Source organism: Arthrobacter sp. R-11, assembly GCF_049913155.1.
Taxonomy (GTDB): domain Bacteria; phylum Actinomycetota; class Actinomycetes; order Actinomycetales; family Micrococcaceae; genus Arthrobacter.
The window spans coordinates 1,630,333-1,652,625 of record NZ_CP183979.1; the positions used below are offsets into that span (position 1 = coordinate 1,630,333).

The following is a 22,293-nucleotide window of genomic DNA, read 5'->3' on the forward strand; positions in this document are numbered from 1 at the left end:
CGGTTCCCGGGCAGCCACCGGGGAACAAAGAGGTTGTAGCTCGTGAATTTCGCTCTCTACAAGGAGACGCTGTCCGTCCCTTCGGTCAGGCAACTGCTGATCATCGGCCTGATCGCACGCATTCCGCACTCGGCGGCCGGCGTGCTCCTGACGCTGCACATCGTGCTGACCCTGAACCAGGGGTATGCGGCGGCCGGTGCCGCCGCGGCGCTGATGACCATCGGCATCGCCATCGGGGCGCCCTGGCGGGGCCGCCGCGTGGACCGGGCAGGCCTCCGCAAGGCCCTCATCCCTTCGATCATCTCCGAGGCGCTTATCTGGGCGGTCGTTCCCCACGTCAGCTACCAGTGGGTGCTGCCCCTGGTTTTCGTGGGCGGCCTGTTCAGCCTTCCCATCTTCAGCGTCATCCGGCAGTCCCTGGGCGTGCTGGTCGAGGGTGACCAGCGGCGCTCGGCTTTCGCCCTCGATTCCATCTTCACCGAACTGGTGTTCATGATCGGGCCCGCGGTCGGCGCCATCGCGGCGACGAGCGGCTACTCCGCCGTCGCCCTGACCGCGGTCGGTGTATCGGCGTCGGTGGCCGGTCTTTTCCTGGTCTGGTTCAACCCGCCCACCCGCACCGAGGACAGCTGTACGGCGGAGGAAAGCGCCGCGCGCGCCGCGGACGATCTCGCCGCCGCCGGTGCCGCGATCGTTGCCTCGGCGGCGCACGTCCAGGAAGCCGCCTCCGAACTGGCGCCGGCCGGGTCCAGGCTGGCCAGGCTCCGCGGGCACGTGGTGCGGAACTTCGCATGGCTCACCGTTTCGGTGGCGGCGGTGTTCGTCGTCGCGGCAGGTTCCGGCATGGTGCTCAGCGGCACCGACGTCGGAATCGTGGCAATCCTGGAACGCTCCGGGCACCAGACCGAGCTCGGCATCGTCTTCTTCTTCTGGTGCGCAGCCTCGGTGGTCGGCGGTGTGGTCTACGGTGCGATGCACCGGCCCGTTTCGCCGCTGCTGCTCCTGCTCGGCATGGCCGCCCTGACCATTCCGATGGGCCTTGCCAAGGACACCTGGACCCTGGCCTTCCTTTCGCTGCTGCCGGGCCTGCTGTGCGCCCCGGTGCTGTCTGCCGCGTCGGAGAAGGTTGCCGAGCTCGTCGGCGAGGAACGCAGGGGAGAGGCCATGGGCTGGTACGGCTCCGCGCTGACCGCGGGCGTCGCGCTCGGTGCCCCGCTGGCGGGCGTCTTCATTGACGGCGTCGGCTCCTGGGCGGGCTTCGTTTCGGTGGGCGTTGCCGGCGTCGCGCTCTGCCTTGCGGGCCTCGTGCTGATGAAGATCCGCCGGGCGGCCCTGGTGAAGTAACCGGATTGCCCGCCAGCAGGTTTTACAAAGCAGACGACGACGGCGGCCGCCCCACCGGGGACGGCCGCCGTCGTCGTTGTGCTTGCTTTGGCTTCCGGCCTAGTTGACGGGCCCGGTGAACTTTTCGCCCGGGCCCTTGCCCGGCTCGTCCGGAATCAGGGACGCCTCGCGGAACGCCAGCTGCAGCGAACGCAAGCCGTCACGCAAGGGGCCGGCGTGCTGCGAACCGATTTCCGGGGCCGCCGCCGTTACGAGGCCGGCCAGGGCGGTGATGAGCTTGCGGGCTTCATCCAGGTCCTTGAGCTCCTCGGCGTTGGGGCCGTCGGCCAGGCCCACCTTGACGGCGGCTGCGCTCATCAGGTGCACCGCTCCGGTGGTGATGACCTCCACGGCCGGCACCTCCGAAATATCGCGGATTTGCTGGGCCAGTCCGGCGTCGTCGCCTTCCTCGGTCCGGTCGGGTGAATTGCTGTCTGAAGTGCTCATGCTGGTAAGCTTGTCACAGACCGACTGGGAGTCGCCATTTTGCCGTGGAACCACTATGTGGACCATAGCGTTTGACCAGCGAAGTCCGGCAGCTGCCCCCCGATGTGCAGTTGGCGGGCTGTTTCTGTAGACTTGACTTTCAGTTTGCAAGCGGAGTTCTCTCCCACCCGCGTCAGCCGTTTCCCTCACGGGATGTTAAGTTGCCGGGTATCTGGTCGGACATTGTCCGGGACTGTTCCCGTTCAGTGCGTGCCTGCCCTGCCGGCAGGTCCCGATCTTTCGAGGCCTTCGATTGCACCAGCAATTGGGGGCCTTCTCTTTTTGCCGGTGGAATACTCACCACAACCACAGGAGCTTTGACATTAGCGAGCCAAGAATCAATGAGCGTATCCGCGTCCCCGAGGTGCGGCTGGTCGGCCCTGCCGGCGAACAGGTAGGAATTGTCCGTATCGAGGATGCCCTGCGCCTGGCTGCCGAATCTGATCTGGATCTCGTTGAAGTTGCACCGCAGGCCAAGCCTCCGGTGTGCAAGCTGATGGACTTCGGCAAGTACAAGTACGAAGCCGCCGTCAAGGCCCGTGAGGCCCGCAAGAACCAGACCAACACGGTTCTGAAGGAAATCCGCTTCCGCCTGAAGATCGACACCCACGACTACGAAACGAAGCGCGGCCACGCTCTCCGCTTCCTGGGTGCCGGTGACAAGGTGAAGGCCATGATCCAGTTCCGCGGCCGTGAGCAGCAGCGCCCCGAAATGGGCATCCGCTTGCTGCAGCGCTTCGCGGAAGACGTCGCCGAAGTCGGTGTGGTTGAATCCAGCCCCCGGATCGACGGCCGCAACATGGTCATGGTGATCGGTCCGCTGAAGAACAAGGCCGAGGCCAAGGCCGAAGCCCGCCGCGCCGCCCAGCGTGCCGAGGCCAAGGCCCAGAACGAGGCCAAGGCTGCAGCGCGGATCGACACTTCGGGCAACGACGCTCCGCTGACCCAGACCCTGGGTGACCTGCTTCCGGCAGGGCTCCTGAACCAGTCTGAGGAACAGGCCGCCGAGACCCCGGTGGAGGAAACCGTCGTCGAGCAGGCTCCGGTTGCGGAAGCCCCTGTCGAGGAAGCTCCGGTCGAGGAAGCTCCTGTCGAGGAGGCTCCGGTTGCGGAAGCTCCCGCAGAGGAAGCCCCTGTCGAGGAGGCTTCGGCTGCGGAAGCTCCTGTGGCGGACGTTCCCGTCGAGGAAACGCCGGCCGCCGCGGAAGCAGCACCGGTTGAGGAAGCGGCTCCGGCTGAGGAAGCACCGAAGCCCGCCGCCGCCCCGAAGCCGGCAGCTGCCGCGGTTCCGAAGCCCATGGCAAAGCCTGCGGCTCCGAAGCCCGTCGCCCGCCCGGCGGCACCGAAGCCGGCCAAGCCGGCAGCGCGCAAGACCAACTAGTCACGCCGCAGGAAGCAACGCTTCCGCCCGGCAAGCAAACAGCACGCCGGCCCCACGGGGCCGGCTGCACGAAAGAACTGCAGACCCGTCTGCGGACACGTAAGGAGATCGGTTCCCATGCCGAAGATGAAGACCCACAGCGGTGCCAAGAAGCGCTTCAAGCTGACCGGCACCGGCAAGCTGAAGCGTCAGCAGGCCAACCGCCGCCACTACCTGGAGCACAAGTCCTCCGTCCTGACCCGTCGCCTCGCCGGCGACAAGATCGTCTTCAAGGGCGATGCCAAGGTCATCAAGAAGATGCTCGGCGTCTAAGTTCCACGTTTTCCAGTTGCTGCCACCCGGCAGCACTGATTACACCAAAGCCTTCCCCGGCCGCCGGGAATACAGCGGCCGACGGGACAAGAATTCTGAAGGAGTACGCACGTGGCACGTGTGAAGCGGGCAGTAAACGCCCATAAGAAGCGTCGGGTCATCCTTGAACGGGCAAAGGGCTACCGCGGTCAGCGGTCCCGCCTGTACCGCAAGGCCAAGGAACAGCTGCTGCACTCGTTTGTGTACAGCTACGGCGACCGCCGCAAGCGCAAGGGTGACTTCCGTCGCCTCTGGATCCAGCGCATCAACGCTGCATCCCGCGCCAACGGCCTGACCTACAACCGCCTCATCCAGGGCCTGAAGGCTGCTGAGGTTGAGGTTGACCGCCGCATGCTGGCCGAGCTGGCTGTCTCCGACGCCAACGCCTTCACCGCTCTGGTGAACGTGGCCAAGGCTGCCCTGCCCGCCGACACCTCTGCTCCGGCCGCCAAGGCCGAGGCTGCCCCGAAGGCTGCTGCTCCCAAGGCTGCCGCCGCTCCGAAGGCTGCTGCGAAGCCGGCCTTCGAAGGTGCCGTCGCCGCCGTTGAGGGCGAAGACGCTCCGGAAGGCTACGAAATCAAGGGCAACGCCGAGTCCAAGAAGTACCACGTTCCGGGTTCCACCTGGTACGACGCCACCGCCGCCGAATACTGGTTCTCCACCGTTGAGGCTGCAAAGGCTGCCGGCTTCGAGCCGGCCGGCGGCGAAGCCCGCCAGCAGATCAAGAACTAGTCGCAACAGCCACTAAAGTTCTTTATATGAACGAAACCGGGCGCCCGCAAGATTTTCCGATGTCCAACCCCCGAGCCGATCGGGTCAGGGATGTCGCAAAGCTTGCAGGGCGCCCGGCCCGTTTGAAGCGCGGCCGCTTCCTGGCGGAAGGGCCGCAGGCCGTGCGTGAAGCCCTGGCGCTGCACCGGGAACGCACCCGGGCGGGCGAACCCGGCGTGGTCCATGAGGTGTACGCGAGCCAGGCCTGCCTGGGGCGGCTCCCCGAGCTCGCCGAGCTGGCGCAGGGCACGAACCTGCGCCTCGCCACGGACGAGGTCCTCGCGGCCATGGCCGACACAGTGAACCCCCAGGGGATCCTGGCGGTCTGCAGCTTCGTCGACGTCAGTCTGGAGTCAGTGCTTGACGCCGGTCCGCGGCTTGTGGCGGTCATGTGCCAGGTGCGGGACCCCGGAAACGCGGGGACCGTGCTGCGGGCGGCCGATGCCGCCGGTGCCGACGCGGTGGTCCTGACGGCGTCGAGCGTCGATATCTACAACCCCAAGGCCGTGCGCTCCACGGCCGGTTCACTGTTCCACCTCCCGGTGGTCCTCGGCGCGGACGTCGATGAACTGGTCGCCGCCTGCAAGGCCCGGGGAATCGGCGTGCTGGCCGCGGACGGCTACGGCACCGTGAACCTGGACAAACTGCAGGACGAGAACGCCGCGCGCAGGCTAGGCGCCACGGACGTCGCGTCCGACTACGCCCTCGAAAACCCCACGGCCTGGCTCTTCGGCAATGAGGCGCAGGGCCTCTCCGACGCCGAGCTTGCCCTGGCCGAGCACCGGGTGGCTGTCCCCGTCTACGGTTCAGCTGAAAGCCTCAACCTCGGCACCGCGGCCACGGTCTGCCTCTACGCCAGCGCACGCTCACAGCAGGGCAGCTGAACCGGGAGCCGTTAAGCACCAGGCAGGCTTGGTCTTTCGTTTTGTGCGCGTTGGAGCTTCCTGCCGGTACGGTATTGCTTGCAGGGAAGGGGGCCGCGGGTCCCGGCTGTTCCCCGCAATTCCCCCGATCCTGTGAAGAGGAGAAGCTTTCGTGGCTGCAAATGGCGGTACCAAGGCGATCGTGGCGGCATTGGCCGCCAACCTGACCATCGCCTTGTTGAAGTTCGTCGCATTCGTCCTGACGATGTCATCGTCCATGCTGGCGGAGGCGATCCACTCGGTGGCCGACTCCGGTAACCAGCTCCTGCTGCTGATCGGCGGCAAGCGGGCAAAACGCGCGGCGAGCCCGGAACACCCTTTCGGCTATGGCCGGGAGCGGTATATCTACGCCTTCATCGTCTCGATCGTGCTATTCAGCGTCGGCGGCCTGTTCGCCCTGTATGAAGCATGGGAGAAGTTCCAGCACCCGCACGCCATCGAAGGCGATTTCTGGTGGGTCCCGCTCGCCGTCCTGATCGGCGCGATCGTCGCAGAAGGCTTCTCCTTCCGCACGGCGATCGTCGAGTCGAACCACATCCGCGGCAAGCAGAGCTGGACGAACTTCATCCGGAACGCCAAGCAGCCCGAACTGCCGGTGATCCTGCTGGAGGACTTTGGTGCCCTTCTCGGCCTGGTGTTCGCGCTCTTCGGCGTCGGGCTGACGCTCCTGACCGGCAACGGCATCTGGGACGCGGCAGGCACCGGCATGATCGGCCTGCTGTTGGTGGCGATCGCCGTCGTCCTTGCAATTGAAACCAAGTCCCTGCTGCTGGGCGAATCGGCCACCAAGGAAGACGTCGCCCGCATCATGGGAGCTATCGAATCCGACGGCACCCGCCTCATCCACCTCAAGACCATGCACCTTGGCCCCGAAGAACTGCTTGTTGCGGCGAAGATCAGCGTGGGTGCCGCCGATACGGGCGAGGGCATTGCGCGTGCGATCGACGACGCCGAGAGCCGGATCCGTGCGGCCGTGCCGATTGCGCGGGTCATCTACCTTGAGCCGGACATCGCCTGGGTGAACGCCTGAAGACAGGCGCGTTTCCGGACTTGAGCATTCGGGACCTGGTCAGTCCGGACCCAAGCAAGAAACGCCGGCCGTGCATGATGCACGGCCGGCGTTGCTGTTTTCCGGGATCCTGTGTCGGTGCCGCCTCGGGGTCAGGCGGTCAGCGGCCGCCTGCGTTCCAGGAGGCCGCTCAGGACCGCGACCCCAAGCCCCAGCAAAGCCAGCACGGCACCCACCAGGGCCGGCGCCGCGTAGCCCCAGCCCCAGGCGATGACCACACCGCCGAGGAAGGCGCCGAGGGCGTTGGCGACGTTGAGTGCCGAGTGGTTCAGCGACGAGGCCAGTGACGGCGCGTCGGGGGAGGCGTCGAGCAGTCGGGTCTGCAGTGCGGGAACGAGCAGGGACCCCGTTCCGCCGACAACAAAGACCATGACCAGTGCGGCCCACGCCCAGTGGGCGGCCACCGCGTAGACAACGAGGGCCAAAGCAATCGCCGGCAGCACCCGGTAGATGGTTCCCATGACGGATTTGTCCGCGATGCGGCCACCCAGGATGTTGCCGACAACCATGCCGAGTCCGTAGAGGGCCACGACGAGCGGGACCATGGCTTCGGGCATACCGGCCACGAAAGTCACGGTGTGTGCGATGTAGGTGTAGGTGGCGAAGAAGCCGCCGAAGCCGATGATCCCGATCAGCAGGGCAAGCCAGACCTGGGAGCGCTTCAGGGCGCCGAGTTCGCGGCGGATGCTCGCGCCAGGATGGGCCGCTTCGAAGGGGACGAACTTCCAGATCAACGCGGTGCAGAGGGCGCCGATGACCCCGACCACCACGAAGAGCAGCCGCCAGCCGAAGTTCTGGCCCAGCCAGGTGGCGGCGGGAACCCCGACGACGTTGGCCACCGTCAGGCCTGCCATAACCATCGAGATCGCCCATCCCCGCTTGGTGGGAGCCACCAGGCTTGCCGCGATCACGGCGGCCACGCCGAAGAAAGCGCCGTGCGGGAGGCCGGAGGCAAAGCGGCTGAGCAGCATGCCGACGTAATCCGGGGCGATGAATGAACTCAGGTTGGCCACGCTCAGGAAGAGCATCAGGCCCAGGGCAAGGTTCTTGCGCGGAAGCCGGGCGCCCAGCGCGGCGAAGACCGGAGCGCCCACCACCACCCCAAGCGCGTAGGCGGAGATCAGGTTGCCGGCTTCCGGGGTGCTGATGCGCAGGCCGTGCTCGATTTCCTTAAGGAGGCCCATCATTGCGAATTCGGTGGTGCCGATGGCAAAGCCGCCCATGGCGAGGGCAAAGATAGCCAGGGTGAGGTGTCGGGTGCCGCGCTTTGCAGCAGCGGCGGGCGCTTGGGTTTGGGTCATGGTCCTGTTTCTGGGCTGCTGGCCGGATGCTCCGCGTACCGGGATAGGCGCGCGCACGATAAATCAGATTTTCAAGTCTAATGTCCTGCAACCATGCTGGCCCCGTGTCTGTTCCCGCGGGAGGACGAGGGCAGGGCTCCTACACTTGAGTGGTGACTTCACTCATCAGTGTCTCCGGAGCCGCCGTCGTCGACTCGCTTGAAAATCCCCGTTTCCTTCTGGTGGCGCGCCGCAGCGCACCGCCGAAGTTCGCCGGAATGTGGGAATTCCCGGGCGGGAAAGTCGAGGCCGGGGAAAGCTTCGAGGACGCCCTGCACCGGGAACTCCGGGAAGAACTCGGGGTCGACGTCCGGCTGGGACGGGAGATCCCGGCCCCCGGGGACGCCGGGTGGCCGCTGAATGAGCGCGCCGTGATGCGGGTCTGGTTCGCGGAGGTGCTCGAGGGCGAGCCCCGCCCCCTCGAGGATCATGACGAACTGCGCTGGGTCGGCCTGGAGGACCGCGGCGAAGCCCTGGAACTGCCGTGGATTCCGGCGGACCTGCCGATTGTGCGGGCCTTGTTGGAACGGGTGGCCGCGAGGGCCTGAGCTAGAACAAGGTGGCCTGCTCCGTGGGGACCGGCAGCGCGTCCGGATGTGTCTGCCCGCCGCCCGCCGCGGACCCGTGGTTCCTGGCGTGGCGGTGACTGAACCCGCTGCTTGCGGTGAATCCGTGACGGGCCTTGAAATACCTGACCCGGCCGGCCAGCCATTCGCGGTACTCCTTCGAAGGGTATGCGCCTTTCGCGTAGAGCTGGCGGTACCTTTCTGTCAGTTCCGGATGGTGGGCAGCCAGCCACTGCATGAACCACTCCCGGGTTCCCGGTTTCAGGTAGAGCGCCCCGGCAGTCACGCCGCTGGCGCCCGCGGCCGACAGTGCACCGAAGAGCGATTCAAGGGCGTCGTCGCTGTCGCTCAGCCAGGGGAGGATCGGCATGGCCATGACGCCGCAGGACAGCCCGGCGTCGCGCAGGCGGGCGACGAGCTTCAGCCGTGCCCGGGGCGCCGGAGTACCGGGCTCGACGACGGCGGCCAGGGCCTCGTCCATGGTGGCCAAAGAGATGCCGAGGTCCACGGGAACCTGGCTGGCTGCGTGCTTGAGCAGCGGGATGTCCCTCGAGAGCAGGGTTCCCTTGGTGAGGATCGAAAACGGTGTGCCGGAATCCGCCAGTGCCCGGATGATTCCCGGCATGAGCTGATACCGGCCTTCGGCGCGCTGGTACGGATCGGTGTTGGTGCCGAGGGCCACTTGGTGGCGGCCCCAGGACGGCCTGGAGAGTTCCTTGCGCAGGACTTCCGCGGCGTTGATCTTGACCACTACTTGGGAATCAAAGTCGCGTCCGGCGTCGAACTCCAGGTAGGTGTGGGTCTTGCGGGCAAAGCAGTACACGCATGCATGGCTGCACCCCCTGTAGGGGTTGATGGTCCATTCGAAAGGCATGCGGGAACCGGCAGCCACCTTGTTGAGCACTGATTTTGCCGTGACCTCATGGAAGGTGACCCCGGAGAATTCGGGAGTCGAGACGGAACGCACAAGCCCGGCCAGCGGAAGCAAGGCATCAGGAGCAGGGGCGGCCCTGGAGGCACTGCTGCCGCCGGCGTCTTCACCGGCCGTTCCAGGCAGTTCCGGTTCGTGGATCGGTGAAAGAGCCTGTGCGTCCCATCTCATGGACCAATTCGAATATATGTTCGAAATTAAGTCAAGGAAGGCCTGAGGCCTCGTACCCCACGGTGGCTTGCTATCGTGTGGCACATGATCCTCCTGAGCGGCTTCGAGCCTTTCGGCGGCGATCGCACCAACCCGTCCTGGGGCGCGGTGCGCATTGCCCGCGACATCCTCCGCGGCGAGGGGCTGGATGCCGAGGCCGTGGAACTGCCGTGCGTCTTCGGGGAGTCCGTGCGGGTGCTCCACCGGGAGATCGCACGCATGCGGCCGGTATTGGTGATCAGCGCCGGCCTGGCCGGCGGACGCGAAAGACTGTCCTTGGAACGCGTGGCCATCAACTGCGACGACGCCCGGATCCCGGACAACGCGGGCAACCGCCCCGTGGACGAGGAAGTGGTTCCGGGGGGCCCTGCCGCCTATTTCAGCACCCTTCCCGTCAAGGCGGCGTTGCGTGCACTGCAGATCGCGGGCCTGCGGGCCGAGGTTTCGCAGACCGCCGGAACGTACGTGTGCAACCATGTCTTCTACGGGCTCATGGACTACCTTGCCGCCGAGTCACCCGGGACACGCGGTGGATTCATCCACGTTCCGCGCGAGTCGCAGCCGGGCACCCCCGGCGGCATGCCCCTGCACGACATGGGCGAGGGGATCGCCGTCGTCGTCCGGACCGCCCTGGCGACAACGCTGGATGTGAAAGTCCCTGCGGGGGCCATCCACTGACGCTCACTCTTCCGGCGCGAGCAACTCCCACGTCACCACGATGCTCGCGGACACCGCGACGGTACCCGGCTCGATGGCAACCCCCTCGGCGGCGAAGGTGCGGGTCATATCGCGCGCAACGGGAACCGGCATACCGTGCTCCGGCCGCTGTTCGATTGAAAGGACCTGGCCCAGCCGGGAGCCGGCGAGGCTGGCGAAGCGCAGGGCTTTGACCTCGGCGTCGTGCCAGGCGGCGTCCTGCGCCAGGGCAGCTACTGCGGACGAGTCCTTGAACCCCTGCTCGATGCCGTTGATCCGCACGCTGTTGCCGCCGGCCGAGATCGCGGCGGAAATCGCCGCTGGCGCCAGGTGCGGCGGGCCCACACGGGCCACCAGGTCCGTGGATGCCAGATAGCCGGTGACCTTCTGGCCCTGGTTCTCCACCCAGACCACGTCCGGCCGCAGGTTCAGCCCGCTGGTGCGGAGGTCTCCGTCCGCTACGCCCCGCCGGCGCAGTGCTTCCGTGACGGTGAGCGCGACGTCGGCGGCGTCGTCGTAAGCGCGCGCGGCGGTGTCCTGGCGGACCTCGACGGCGAGGGTCAGGGTGAGCAGGTCCGGGACCGCTTCGGCGGTGCCGTCTCCCGTGACGGTGATGCTGCGGGTCATGTCATGCCTCGATTCGTGGTGCCGCTCCGGTTTCTTTGGCCGTTCCGTTGCCTGTCAGGGTAGCCGCCCGCAGCGAGCCCGGCCTGCCGTTCGAAGAAGTTGGCCGTGCCGGGATTGCCGGTGCGCAGCACCGACCATCCGGCGCACAGGGAGTACAGGGCGAGGAACGGCAGTCCCAGGCACCAGGCGTACTGCGTGCAGTGCCGCTCCTCATGGCCCAGCAGCACGGGATCCTGCCCGGCGCTCGCGGTCCCCGCCCGGTACAGCACGACATTTCCCACGGTGAACGCCGGAGCATGCGGCAGACCCCAGCGGTAGCCCGCGGCGATGGTGAGTCCACGGGGACCGGGGCTGCACCGGGCGCCCGCAGCCCGGGCTAGCAGGAGGCCCAGGGGAGTGGAGAGGTTCAGTGCGTTGGCGATCCGGCGAAGCCGCTGCCCGGGAGTCATACGGCCATGCTAGCCCCGCCCCCTTGGCCCCGTCCGCCGGCAAAGCTACGCTGATCCTGCAAACACCAGGAGCCCTTGGTGGATGGACGATCGGGGGGAACCATGCGGCCAGGACGTGCCGTCGGCGCCATCGCTGTTCTGGTGGCTGTGCTCTTTGCGCTGACGGGTTGTTTCAAGCTCAACATGGACATCAAGGTCCACAGCGAGAAGAGCGTCGACTATGAAGCGGTCTATGCGCTCCAGAAGGACGTCCTGAAGGGCAAATCCTTCGACGAGTTCATGAAGTCGAACAACGGTTCGGCGGACATGACCGTCCCGGAGGGCGCGAAGGTCGAGGAATTCGAAGACGCCAAGTACAAGGGCAAACGGATCAGTGCCGCCAACATCGACCCGAGCAAGATCGCCGAGGCCGAAAAGGACTCCGCCAACAAGATGACCCTGGCCAAGGAAGGGGACTTCTACGTCCTCACAATGGGGAACCTCTCGAACGATTCCAATGACCCGCAGGGGGCCCAGATCGCCAAGGCCATCTTCGACGAGGCGGTCCTGAAGGTGACCTTCCCGGGGAAGGTCGTGGAGGCCGACGGCGCGAAGATCGAGGGCAACACGGCCACCATCGACTTCCTGGCCACGGACGCCAAGCAGATCAGGGTCAAGGCCGAAAGCTCTGCAGGGTTCCCCATCCCGATGTGGGCACTGTGGGGCGGCATCGCCCTGTTGGTGGTGATCGCAGGCGTCGTCCTGTTCGTTCTGCTGTCCCGGCGCAAGGCCCAGCCGGTGCCGGCCGGAGGGCCGCTGCCCGGCGGAGGCCCGGTGCCGCCTGGCGGACCGGTGGGCGGGCCGCCGGTGACGGGCGCACCGGCGGCGGCAGCGCCGTCGTGGCCCGCGCCTCCGCCGGAAGCCCCGCCCGCGGTCCCACCGCCCTTGCCGGGCCACCCGCCGGCACAACCCGGCCAGGACGGACGGCCCGAATAGCGGACCGGCCTGAATGGCGGACCGGTTAAATCCCGGCCGCAGCGTTCAACTAGACTGGGGGGTAATGCCCGCCGGAGGATCCGGTGAGCATTGCCCCTTTGTCTTTGCCGTGCTGCTTGCCGGCGGAGAACACTTCCGACTCGTAGCTAAGAACAGTAGATGACTGACACTTTGCCGGGCGCCGCCATCCCGAACCCGCTGGATGAGGCCGCCATCACTGCCGCCGTCGAGGCCGCCGTCGCCGCCATTGCCGCCGCGTCCTCGCTCGAAGAACTCAAGGCCGTCCGCCTGGCCCACACCGGCGAGAAGTCGCCGCTGAGCCTGGCCAACCGCGAAATCGGCGGCCTGGCCAAGGAGCACAAAGCCGCTGCCGGCAAGCTCATGGGCGCCTCCCGTGGCCGCGTCAACCAGGCCCTCGCAGCCCGCACCGCGGAGCTCGAAGCCGAGAACGACGCCCGCATCCTGGTCGAGGAGACCGTGGACGTCACAGCCGCCCCGCGCCGTCGCCGCGCCGGTGCCCGGCACCCGCTGTCCACCCTGCAGGACCGTGTGGCGGACATCTTCGTGGGCATGGGCTGGGAGATCGCCGAAGGTCCCGAGGTCGAGTCCGAATGGTTCAACTTCGACGCCCTGAACTTCAAGCCGGACCACCCTGCCCGCGAAATGCAGGACACCTTCTTCGTGGAGCCCCCTGAAGCCCACCTGCTGATGCGTACGCACACCTCCCCGGTACAGGTGCGTTCCATGCTGGAACGCGAAGTTCCCATCTACGTGCTGTGCCCCGGCAAGGTGTTCCGCACCGACGAACTCGACGCCACGCACACCCCGGTCTTCCACCAGTTCGAAGGCCTTGCCATCGACAAGAACCTCAGCATGGCCGACCTGCGCGGAACCCTGGAACACTTCGCCCGGCAGATGTTCGGCGAGGAAGCCTCCATCCGCCTGCGCCCGAACTACTTCCCCTTCACCGAGCCTTCCGCGGAGCTGGACATCTGGCACCCCGGCGCCAAGGGCGGACCCCGCTGGATCGAGTGGGGCGGCTGCGGCATGGTCAACCCCAACGTGCTCCGCGCCGCCGGCATCGACCCGGAGGAGTATTCAGGTTTTGCCTTCGGCATGGGCATCGAGCGCACCCTCATGTTCCGCAACGAGGTCAGCGACATGCGCGACATGATCGAAGGCGATGTACGTTTCAGCGAGCACTTCGGGATGGAGATCTAACAGTGCGTATCCCACTTTCCTGGCTGCGCGAGTTCGCGCAGGTACCGGCCGATGCCTCGGCCGAAGACGTCATGACGGATCTGGTCAAGGTCGGTTTTGAGGAAGAAGCCGTCCACCGCCCCACGGACGCGCTGAAGGGCCCGGTCGTCGTCGGGCAGGTCCTGAGCCTGGTCAAGGAACCGCAGTCCAACGGCAAGACCATCAACTGGTGCCAGGTCCGTGTGGTCCCCGAAGGCCAGGAGCAGACCCTCACCGGCAAGGGCATCGACCCCTCCGGCGTGCAGGGCATTGTCTGCGGCGCCCACAACTTCGTGGAAGGCGACAAGGTGGTGGTCACCCTGCCCGGTGCCGTGCTGCCCGGCGACTTCCACATCTCCGCCCGCAAGACCTACGGCCACCTGTCCGCTGGCATGATCGCCTCCGTCCGCGAGCTCGGCATCGGCGAGGACCACGACGGCATCCTGGTGCTGTCCCGCATCGGCCTCGACCCCGAAATCGGGACCGACGCCATGGAACTGCTCGGCCTCTACGACCAGGCAGCCGAAATCAACGTGACCCCGGACCGTGGCTACGCCTTCTCGATCCGTGGCGTGGCCCGCGAATACGCCCACGCCACCGGAACGTCCTTCACGGACCCGGCGGCGCTGGTCAACGCTCCCGCGGAACTCTCGGGCGGTTACGGCGTCAAGCTCAACGACGACGCACCGATCTACGGCAAGCCCGGCTGCGACCGCTTCGTTGCCCGCACCGTGCGCGGCGTGGACGCCACGCGCCCGACCCCGCCGTGGATGGTCTCGCGGCTGCGCCTGGCCGGCATCCGCTCCATCTCCCTGCCGGTGGACATCTCCAACTACGTCATGCTTGAGCTCGGCCAGCCGAACCACTGCTACGACCTCGACAAGCTCTCCGGGGACATCGTGGTACGCCGCGCCGTGCCCGGCGAGAAGATCCTGACGCTGGACGGCAAGGAACGCGCGCTCGATGTCGAAGACCTGCTGATCACGGACGATTCGGGAGCGATCGGGATCGCCGGCGTCATGGGCGGGGCCAACACCGAGGTGTCCGACTCGACCACGAACATCCTCGTCGAGGCGGCCCACTTCGACGAGGTCTCCATCTCCCGCGCCCGCCGCCGCCACAAGCTGCCGTCCGAAGCCTCCAAGCGCTTCGAACGCGGCGTCGACTGGCAGCTTGCGGGGGTCGCCGCGCAGCGCGTGGTTGACCTGCTGGTGGAACTCGCGGGAGGCACCGCGGACGAGGCTGGCACCGACGTCGGAACCGCGCCGGAAACCGCCACGATCGAGCTTCCGGCCGGCTTCGCGGCCGAGCGCATCGGCATCGCCTTCAGCGAGGAGCAGATCACCGGCTGCCTCGAAGACCTGGGGGCCACCGTCGAAAAGACGGAGGATGGCTATCGGGTCACCGCGCCGAGCTGGCGCCAGGACCTTGAGACCAAGGAAGACCTTTCCGAGGAAATCGCCCGCCTGGTGGGCTACGAGAACATCCCGGCCACCCTGCCGGTGGCCCCTCCCGGCCGCGGGTTCACCCGTGCGCAGCAGCAGAAGCGCCGCGTGGTGCAGGCCCTGGCTGACGCAGGCCTCACCGAGGTGCTGTCCTACCCCTTCGTGTCCAAGGCCGCCAATGACACCTTCGGTGTGGCCGAGGAAGGCGCCGAGCGTGACGCCCTCAAGCTGGCCAACCCGATCAGCGAGGAGCACGGCTACCTGCGCACCTCGGTGCTGCCCGGACTGATCGAAGCTGCCCGCCGCAACCTGTCCCGTGGTTTCCGCGACCTCGCCCTGTACGAGGCCGGCCTGGTGTTCCTGCCGGACGGAAAGATCGGTACGGCTTCCATTCCGCCGCTGGGTGCCAAGCCTGCTCCGGAGGTCCTCGACGGACTGTTCGACGGCGTCCCGGACCAGCCGCTGCACCTCGCCGCCCTGATGTGCGGCCACGATTCGCCTGCGGCCGCCGGCCACGCCCCGCGCCCGTGGGACTGGGCCGATGCCCTCGACGCCGCCCGCCTCGTGGGCGACGTGCTCGGCGTCGAACTCGTGGTCAGCCAGGGAAGCCACCAGGCCTTCCACCCGGGCCGCGCCGCCCAGCTGGCGCTGCGCTCGGGCGAAGTGGTGGGCTACGCCGGTGAACTCCACCCGAAGCTGCTGGCCGCGCACGACATGCCCGCCCGTTCGGTGGCCATGGAACTGGATGCGGACGCGATCTTCGAGGCCGCCGCAGACGTAATCGTCGCCAAGCACATCTCCGGCTTCCCCGTCGCCACCCAGGACGTTGCCCTGGTGGTTCCGCAGGACGTGCCGGCAGATGCTGTCCTGGCCGCGCTCCGCGAAGGCGCCGGTGAACTGCTCGAAGATGTGGCACTGTTCGACGTCTACGTGGGCAAGGGCATCGAGGAGGGCAAGAAGTCCCTCGCCTTCGGCCTGCGCTTCCGGGCGACCGACCGCACCCTCACGGCCGACGAAGCGTCGGAAGCCCGCGAGGCCGCCGTCGCCGTCGCCGCCGAGCGCTTCGGGGCCGTACAGCGCTGACGGACATGGGCTGACGGACGTGGGCAGGCCGGCATTGCGGCTGGAGGCGCTCGACGCCGTGGCGGCGGCTCCCGCCGTCACGGCTTCGGCGCTGCGCGGTGCCGCCGGACGCAGGGCCGCCGCCTACGCGCATGAGCGGGACCGGACGGAATTCCTCGCCGGACGGGCGGCCCTGCACCTGTTCGCCGCACAGCTCCTGGAGGTGGATCCGGTGCGGCTTGCGCCGCTCTACGTCTGTCCGCAATGCGGGCCGGGCGCTGGCCACGGGCGGCCTTCCTTCCTGCTCGACGGCGGCCCGGCACCGCTGCTGCTCAGCGCCTCGCGGGCGGCAGGCAGGGCGCTGCTGGCCGGCGTCGTGCACCCGGAACCGGGCATGGGGCTGGGAGTGGACCTGGAAGACAGCGGCAGGCTCGCCGTTGGTGGTTCCGACGCTGGTGGTTCCGACGCTGGTGGTTTCGACGCTGGTGGTTTCGACGCTGGTGGTTTCGACGCTGTGGCGCTGGGGGCCCGCGAACAGAGCTGGGTGCAGGGGCTGCCTGAGCGGGACCGGAACCGTGGCCGGACGCGGCTGTGGGCACGGAAGGAAGCCTGGCTGAAGCGCAGCGGCGAAGGCCTCCGCCGGGATCCGGCCACCGTGGACGTGCTGGAACTGCCCGGCCTTGCCGACCTCGCGCTGGACGGAACGGACCCCGGCCTGGAACTGGTGGGGCCCGTGCCCGGAACCCTGCTTGCCGCCGTCGCGTTCTGCTAGCTCACGTTCTGCCAACGCTGCCGGGGGACTAGGGGAGCGGCGGCAGGGCCTTGCGGTAGAGCCACGGCTCCAGCACCGAAGCGCAGTCCAGGCCGGGCACGCAGTTGTCTGCAGTGGCCACGAACTCCGCGGTGGACACCGAAGCGTGCTTGAAGTCGGCCGTCCACCGGCGGAGCAGGCCGAAGAATGCTTCGTCGCCGCAGGCCGTCCGCACGGCGTGCAATGCCAGGGCGCCGCGCTTGTAGACGCGGTCATCGAACATGAGCCCGGGCCCGGGATCGCCCACCAGCAGGTCCTGGGCTTCGCCGGCGAGCTTCCGCCACGCCGCCGCCGTCCGCCCGGCCAGCGGCATCACCCTGGACTCCTCGGACCAGATCCATTCCGCGTAGCAGGCGAAGCCTTCGTGCAGCCAGATGTCCTTCCAGCTGGACACCGTCAGCGAGTTCCCGAACCACTGGTGCGACAGTTCGTGGGCGATCAGCCGCTGTGACTCCCAGTCCTGTCCCAGGTGGTTGCGGCCGAAGATCGAGAGCGTCTGGGCTTCCAATGGGATTTCGAGCTCGTCCTCGGTGACCACGGCCGTGTATTCCTGGAACGGGTAGGGGCCGAAACAATCCACGAAGGTGCGCATCATGTCCCGTTGCCTGGCGAGGCCCTCGCGGGCCAAGGCCGCCATGGGCCGGGTTGCCGCGAGGTACTGCGGGACCGCTGCCGGCCGGGGCGCATCGGCGTGGTGCAGGCTTCCCTGTCCGGTGCCTGCTCCGCTTCCGGCAGGCCCGGAAGCACCGGCAGCCCCGGCAGCGCCGAGCGGCAGCAGTTCGTAGCGGCCGATCTGCACCGTGGCCAGGTACGTCGCCATCGGCTCAAGCTGTTCGTACACCCAGGTTTCACGGCTGGACTTGCGGCTGTGCGAAATGAGCCGCCCGTTGCAGACCACCCGGTAGTTGTCGTCCGTGGTGACACTGATCAGGTAGCTGGACTTGTGCCGCGGGTGGTCGTTGCAGGGGAACCAGGACGCGGCGCCGTTCGGCTGCCCGGCGACCAGCACGCCGTCGTCCAGTTCTTCCCAGCCGACCTCGCCCCAGAGCCCGCGCCGGGGCCGCGGATTGCCCTCGTAGCGGACCTCCACGGTGAAGGACTGCCCCGCCTTCAGCCGCTCCTTGGCCGTGATGACCAGGTGCTCTCCCCGGGCGCCGAACCTGGGCACCTTCTTCCCGTCCACCAACACTTTGGCGGCCTTGAAGCCCACCAGGTCCAGCACGATCTGCTGCATGTCCTCCAAAGCAACGCAGCGCAGCACGGCCCGCCCGCTGAGCCTGTTGCTGGCCAGGGCGTAGTCCAGGTCGAGTTCGTAGCGTTCCACCCGGAAGGCCAGGCTCCCGTGCTGCAGGGTGTAGCGGTCCGCCGCGGTGTCCGTGCTTGGGGATGTCTCGCTGCGGCTCATCGTGTCCTGCCTGCCTCCGGTTTCGCTGCTGTGCCGCCGGGGGCGGCTTCCTGCCAATCTACGCTACGGCACCGCCCTCACGGGAACGGTCCAGTGTCGGGAATGGTCCAGCGTCGGGAACGGTCAAGCGCTGGGAACGGCCCGTGTTCACGGCTTCGTGCTTGGTCCGGACCAGGGGCTGACGGGATTGCCCATCCAGTAGCTCCCCGCCGGGACGGCCTCGCCGCGCATCACCAACGATGCCGGCCCCACGGTTCCGCCGCTGCCGATGCTGGCCTGGGGAAGGATAACCCCGTGTGGTCCCATGGTGGCGCCGTCTTCGAGGACCACGGTATCGATCGCCATGATGCGGTCGTGGAACAGGTGGGTCTGCACCACGCAGCCCCGGTTCACCGTGGAGCTCCTGCCAAGGCTCACCAGGTCGGCTTCGGGAAGCCAGTAGCTTTCGCACCAAGTGCCGCGGCCGATCTTCGCGCCGAGTCCGCGCAGCCACCACACCAGGGCAGGTGTTCCCGCGGCGGCACGGGCGAACCAGGGCGCACTGACCATTTCGATGAAGGTATCCACCACTTCGTTGCGCCAGATGAACGGACTCCACAGAGGGTGCTCACCGGCCCGGATCCGGCCCACCAGCAGCCACTTCGCCGCTACCGAGCTCAGGGCGGCCACCGCTCCGGCGAGCAGCATCACGACCCCGCCGAGCAGGGCGGCCGCCCAGTAGGACGTGCCGGAGGCGATCCAGTCGAGCGCCAGCATGACCCCGACGGCGATCCCCGCCGTCAGCATGACCGGCACCAGGCGGCAGAGTTCCCACAGCCCGCGGCGGGTCTTCAGGGCGGCCGAGGGGTTGAAGGTGAGGCTCTTGTCGGCGTCGACCACGGTGCGGCGGAGCCGGACCGGCGGGCTGCCCAGCCACGAGGTGCCGGACTTGGCCTTCGCCGGGGTGGCGGACAACACGGCCACGAGGGAGTTCTTGGGTACGTTGCGGCCGGCGGCGGTCATGCCGGAATTGCCAAGGAATGAACGTTTGCCGATCTTGGCCGGGGCGATCCTGACCCAGCCCCCACCCAGTTCATAGGAGGCCACCATGGTGTCGTCGGCCAGGAACGCGCCGTCGCCGATCGTCGTCATTTTCGGCAGGAGCAGCACGGTGGACGCTTCAACGTTCCTGCCTACCGTGGCCCCGAGCAGGCGCAACCACACGGGGGTGAACAGGCTGGCATAGATCGGGAACAGCAGGTCCCGCGCCATGTCGAGCACCCGCTCCGTGGCCCAGACCTGCCAACCGGCCCGGCTGTGGACCCGGTAGTAGCCCTCCTTGAGGCCCAGGCCGAGCAACCGCGTCACCGCAAGGACCAGCAGCAGGTTGCAGAGGAACCAGGCCAAGGCGGCGAAAGGTACCGAAAGCAGCACCTCGGGCAGCGCCGACTGCAGCGAGGACTTGCCGCGGACGAAGGCCAGCACCACCTGGGCGCCAGCGAATGCCGAGGTGTAGGGGATCAGGGCGAGGAGCGCGGAGGCCCCGGCGAAGGCGGCGAACCAGGACCGCCGGACGAAACGGGAGATGGCAGGGGCTTCGGGCCACTCGTTCTTCGCCTTGCCGAGGCGCTCCGCGGGGGAACCGGCCACGAGGTGGCCGGCTTTGACCCTGCCGAGCACCGCGGATCCGGCCTCCACCCGCGCTCCGGCGCCGATGCTCGTGCCGGGCATGAGGGTGCTGCGGGCGCCCACGGTGGCGCCGGGGCCGACACGGATTTCGCCGATGTGCACCGAATCGCCGTCAACCCACCAGCCGGAGAGGTCCACCTCGGGTTCGATGTTGCTGCCGCTGCCCAGCGTGAGCATGCCGGTGACCGGGGGCAGCGAGTGCAGGTGTACGTTGTTGCCGATTTTCGCGCCGAGGGCCCGGGCGTAATAGGGCACCCACGGAGCGCTCGCCAGGCTTACGGCGCCGGCCAGGTCCTGAACCTGCTCGGCCAGCCACAGGCGCAGGTGCACCTTGCCGGCACGGGGGTAGCTGCCCGGCCTGACCCCGCGCAGCAGGATCCGGGCTGCCGCGACGGCGATCGCCATGCGTCCGAGCGGGCTGACGAACACCAGCCAGGAGGCGAGGATCCACCACCAGGACACCACCGGTGCCGCGGTGAAGCCCGCAAGGTCGGCCAGCAGCCGGTTGGCGGCCATCAGATACGTCAGCCAGCGCATGCCGGTGAGGATGTTGAGCAGGACCCCCATCAGCGTCTGGAACAGCTGCGACTTCAGCGCGGTAGGACGCACGGGGCGTTCGACGGCGGCAGCTGGGGCGCCGCCGTCGGGCAGCGACTGGCGGGCCGCCTCGACGAGGGCGCCGATGCGCGGCGTCGCGTAGATTTCCGCCACCGTGATGGTGGGGTACCGGACACGCAGGGCCGAGACGAGCTGGGCCGCGGCCAGGGAGCCGCCGCCGTAGGCGAAGAAGTCGGCATCCAGGGAGGTCACGGGAGAGCCGAGGACCGATTCCCACTGTTCCACGATCCAGGCGGCATCATCCGGAAGATTCAATGGTGCCTTGTCCGCGTCCGCGGCGAACGCGCCGGGCAACGGCCAGGGAAGGGCATGCCGGTCCACCTTGCCGCTGGTCTTCGTGGGCAGCGAATCCACCACCGCCAGCAGCGGAATGAGGGCGGCAGGCAGGCTCCCGGCCAGCAGGGTGCGGGCCTCGGTCAGATCCAGTCCGGCAAAGTCCGGTTCCGTGGCGTCCGCGGGTGCAAGGTAACCCACCAGGATCTGGTTCCCGGCCGCCGTCGTACGGACAGCGGCAGCAGCCCCCGCGATCCCGGGCAGCGCCTGCAGGGCGGCGTCGACCTCGCCGAGTTCGATCCGGCGGCCGCCCAGTTTCACCTGCTCGTCGGCACGGCCCTGGAAGATCAGGCCCTCCCGTTCGTAGCGCACCAGGTCGCCGGAACGGTAGGCGCGGTCCCAGCCCAGCGACGGCATCGGCGCGTATTTCTCGGCGTCTTTGGCCGGGTCCAGGTAGCGGGCCAGCCCGACGCCGCCGATGATCAGTTCGCCGGTTTCGCCCTCGGGCACCGGAATGCCGGAAGGATCGACGACGGCGAGGTCCCAGCCGTCCAGCGGCAGCCCGATCCGCACGGGGCCGGGTCCGCCGAGGGGAGCGGCGCAGGCAACCACCGTCGCTTCGGTGGGGCCGTAGGTGTTCCAGACCTCGCGGCCGTCCACGGCGAGGCGTTCAGCGAGCTCCGGCGGGCACGCTTCGCCGCCGAAGATCAACAGCCGGACGTTCTCCAGTGCCTCGGCGGGCCACAGGGCCGCGAGCGTGGGCACCGTGGACACGACGGAGATGCCGTGGTTGATCAGCCAGGGGCCGAGGTCCATTCCGGAACGGACCAGGGCGCGGGGCGCCGGGACCAGGCAGGCACCGTGCCGCCAGGCCAGCCACATTTCCTCGCAGGAGGCGTCGAACGCCACGGACAGGCCCGCGAGCACGCGGTCGTGCGGCCCGATTGGCTCCGCCTGCAGGAAGAGCCGCGCTTCGGCGTCCACGAACGCCGCGGAAGAGCGGTGCTGCACGGCCACGCCTTTGGGCGTCCCGGTGGAGCCGGAGGTGAAGATGATCCAGGAGTCGTCATCCAGGGCGGGTTTCCGCGGCGCCGGGAAGGGCGCTGGCCGTTCGCCCGCCACGTCCACGGCAAGGCCCGCCGTGACGGTGCCCGCCACCCGGGCCTCGCCGAAGACCAGGCGGGCCCGTTCCTCGGGATCGTCGGCGTCCACCGGGACGTAGGCGGCGCCCACCAGCAGGATGCCGAGGATCGCCACGTACAGCTCATTCCGGCCCGAAGGGATCCGGACGCCGATCTTGTCCCCGGCGCCAAGGCCCCGGCTGTGCAGGGTCCGCCCGAAGGCGCGGACCGCCGTGAGGAGTTCGGCGTAGCTCAGCGACTTGCTGCCGTCGTCCAGCGCCGAGGCCTCGGGAAAACGCCGCGCGGTGTCCTCGAGGATGTCCACCAGCGTGCGCTGCTGGGGTGCCGCGGCAGCGCCGGGAAACTGCGGCAGGAATGCGCCGCCTGGGATGCCCGCGTCCGGGGTCTGTATGTCTTGCTCCTGTGTCACTTCAAGAGCTTTGCCGACGAAAGTGAACAAAAGGTGACATTTTTCGTTTCCGTGTCACCGTGT

At 68.0% G+C, this 22,293-nt stretch carries 19 protein-coding genes; 12 read left to right on the plus strand and 7 right to left on the minus strand.

What is annotated here, in order from left to right; translation table 11 throughout:
* Window positions 1-42: 42 nt before the first annotated feature.
* Complete coding sequence (locus tag ACN9M4_RS07365) at window positions 43-1,344, plus strand: MFS transporter (protein ID WP_426302887.1); 1,302 nt, start codon at window positions 43-45, stop codon at window positions 1,342-1,344.
* Between the two features lie 99 nt (window positions 1,345-1,443).
* On the opposite strand, the gene ACN9M4_RS07370 is transcribed toward ACN9M4_RS07365, so the two are convergent.
* On the minus strand, window positions 1,444-1,830 hold the full coding sequence (locus tag ACN9M4_RS07370; RefSeq protein WP_426302888.1) for a DUF1844 domain-containing protein: 387 nt from the start codon (window positions 1,828-1,830) through the stop codon (window positions 1,444-1,446).
* A gap of 403 nt (window positions 1,831-2,233) precedes the next feature.
* Here ACN9M4_RS07370 and infC point away from each other — a divergent pair, with 403 nt between their 5' ends.
* From infC to ACN9M4_RS07395, 5 genes are all read left to right on the plus strand, one after another.
* A complete protein-coding gene (gene infC, locus ACN9M4_RS07375) occupies window positions 2,234-3,250 on the plus strand; it encodes a translation initiation factor IF-3 (protein WP_426302889.1) in 1,017 nt (338 codons plus the stop codon).
* 117 nt (window positions 3,251-3,367) lie between these two features.
* Window positions 3,368-3,562 carry a 50S ribosomal protein L35 gene (rpmI, locus tag ACN9M4_RS07380; RefSeq protein WP_426302890.1) on the plus strand — a complete coding sequence of 65 codons (195 nt, stop codon included), beginning with the start codon at window positions 3,368-3,370 and terminating at the stop codon, window positions 3,560-3,562.
* A gap of 111 nt (window positions 3,563-3,673) precedes the next feature.
* Complete coding sequence (rplT, locus tag ACN9M4_RS07385) at window positions 3,674-4,333, plus strand: 50S ribosomal protein L20 (protein ID WP_426302891.1); 660 nt, start codon at window positions 3,674-3,676, stop codon at window positions 4,331-4,333.
* 26 nt (window positions 4,334-4,359) lie between these two features.
* Window positions 4,360-5,256 carry a TrmH family RNA methyltransferase gene (locus ACN9M4_RS07390; RefSeq protein ID WP_426302892.1) on the plus strand — a complete coding sequence of 299 codons (897 nt, stop codon included), beginning with the start codon at window positions 4,360-4,362 and terminating at the stop codon, window positions 5,254-5,256.
* Window positions 5,257-5,407: 151 nt separating this feature from the next.
* Complete coding sequence (locus ACN9M4_RS07395) at window positions 5,408-6,325, plus strand: cation diffusion facilitator family transporter (RefSeq protein ID WP_426302893.1); 918 nt, start codon at window positions 5,408-5,410, stop codon at window positions 6,323-6,325.
* A gap of 131 nt (window positions 6,326-6,456) precedes the next feature.
* On the opposite strand, the gene ACN9M4_RS07400 is transcribed toward ACN9M4_RS07395, so the two are convergent.
* Window positions 6,457-7,665: an MFS transporter gene (locus tag ACN9M4_RS07400; protein ID WP_426302894.1), complete on the minus strand. Its 1,209-nt coding sequence runs from the start codon at window positions 7,663-7,665 to the stop codon at window positions 6,457-6,459.
* Window positions 7,666-7,817: 152 nt separating this feature from the next.
* On the opposite strand from ACN9M4_RS07400, the gene ACN9M4_RS07405 reads away from it, so the two are divergent.
* A complete protein-coding gene (locus tag ACN9M4_RS07405; RefSeq protein ID WP_426302895.1) occupies window positions 7,818-8,252 on the plus strand; it encodes a (deoxy)nucleoside triphosphate pyrophosphohydrolase in 435 nt (144 codons plus the stop codon).
* Between the two features lies 1 nt (window position 8,253).
* Here the strand turns inward: ACN9M4_RS07405 and ACN9M4_RS07410 are convergent, their stop codons facing one another.
* A complete protein-coding gene (locus tag ACN9M4_RS07410) occupies window positions 8,254-9,372 on the minus strand; it encodes an Rv2578c family radical SAM protein (protein WP_426302896.1) in 1,119 nt (372 codons plus the stop codon).
* 84 nt (window positions 9,373-9,456) lie between these two features.
* Between ACN9M4_RS07410 and pcp the strand changes: the two genes are divergently transcribed.
* The gene (gene pcp / locus ACN9M4_RS07415) at window positions 9,457-10,089 is read left to right on the plus strand and encodes a pyroglutamyl-peptidase I (protein WP_426302897.1); all 633 of its coding nucleotides are present in this window, start codon (window positions 9,457-9,459) and stop codon (window positions 10,087-10,089) included.
* Window positions 10,090-10,092: 3 nt separating this feature from the next.
* On the opposite strand, the gene ACN9M4_RS07420 is transcribed toward pcp, so the two are convergent.
* Window positions 10,093-10,734 carry an SIMPL domain-containing protein gene (locus ACN9M4_RS07420; protein WP_426302898.1) on the minus strand — a complete coding sequence of 214 codons (642 nt, stop codon included), beginning with the start codon at window positions 10,732-10,734 and terminating at the stop codon, window positions 10,093-10,095.
* Entirely contained in the window at window positions 10,731-11,183 is a 453-nt protein-coding gene (locus ACN9M4_RS07425) for a hypothetical protein (protein WP_426302899.1), read from the minus strand. Before ACN9M4_RS07425 ends, ACN9M4_RS07420 begins: the two co-directional genes overlap by 4 nt.
* 78 nt (window positions 11,184-11,261) lie before the next feature.
* Here ACN9M4_RS07425 and ACN9M4_RS07430 point away from each other — a divergent pair, with 78 nt between their 5' ends.
* From ACN9M4_RS07430 to ACN9M4_RS07445, 4 genes are all read left to right on the plus strand, one after another.
* Complete coding sequence (locus ACN9M4_RS07430) at window positions 11,262-12,158, plus strand: LppM family (lipo)protein (RefSeq protein WP_426302900.1); 897 nt, start codon at window positions 11,262-11,264, stop codon at window positions 12,156-12,158.
* A gap of 159 nt (window positions 12,159-12,317) precedes the next feature.
* Window positions 12,318-13,379: a phenylalanine--tRNA ligase subunit alpha gene (pheS, locus tag ACN9M4_RS07435; protein ID WP_070349308.1), complete on the plus strand. Its 1,062-nt coding sequence runs from the start codon at window positions 12,318-12,320 to the stop codon at window positions 13,377-13,379.
* Between the two features lie 2 nt (window positions 13,380-13,381).
* The gene (pheT, locus tag ACN9M4_RS07440) at window positions 13,382-15,925 is read left to right on the plus strand and encodes a phenylalanine--tRNA ligase subunit beta (protein ID WP_426302901.1); all 2,544 of its coding nucleotides are present in this window, start codon (window positions 13,382-13,384) and stop codon (window positions 15,923-15,925) included.
* Between the two features lie 19 nt (window positions 15,926-15,944).
* Window positions 15,945-16,676 (plus strand): 4'-phosphopantetheinyl transferase family protein, encoded by a 732-nt coding sequence (locus ACN9M4_RS07445; protein ID WP_426302902.1) that lies wholly within the window; start codon window positions 15,945-15,947, stop codon window positions 16,674-16,676.
* 28 nt (window positions 16,677-16,704) lie between these two features.
* Here ACN9M4_RS07445 and ACN9M4_RS07450 read toward each other — a convergent pair whose 3' ends face one another.
* Entirely contained in the window at window positions 16,705-18,120 is a 1,416-nt protein-coding gene (locus tag ACN9M4_RS07450; RefSeq protein ID WP_426302903.1) for a M1 family metallopeptidase, read from the minus strand.
* Between the two features lie 147 nt (window positions 18,121-18,267).
* Complete coding sequence (locus tag ACN9M4_RS07455; RefSeq protein WP_426302904.1) at window positions 18,268-22,230, minus strand: Pls/PosA family non-ribosomal peptide synthetase; 3,963 nt, start codon at window positions 22,228-22,230, stop codon at window positions 18,268-18,270.
* Window positions 22,231-22,293: the final 63 nt, after the last annotated feature.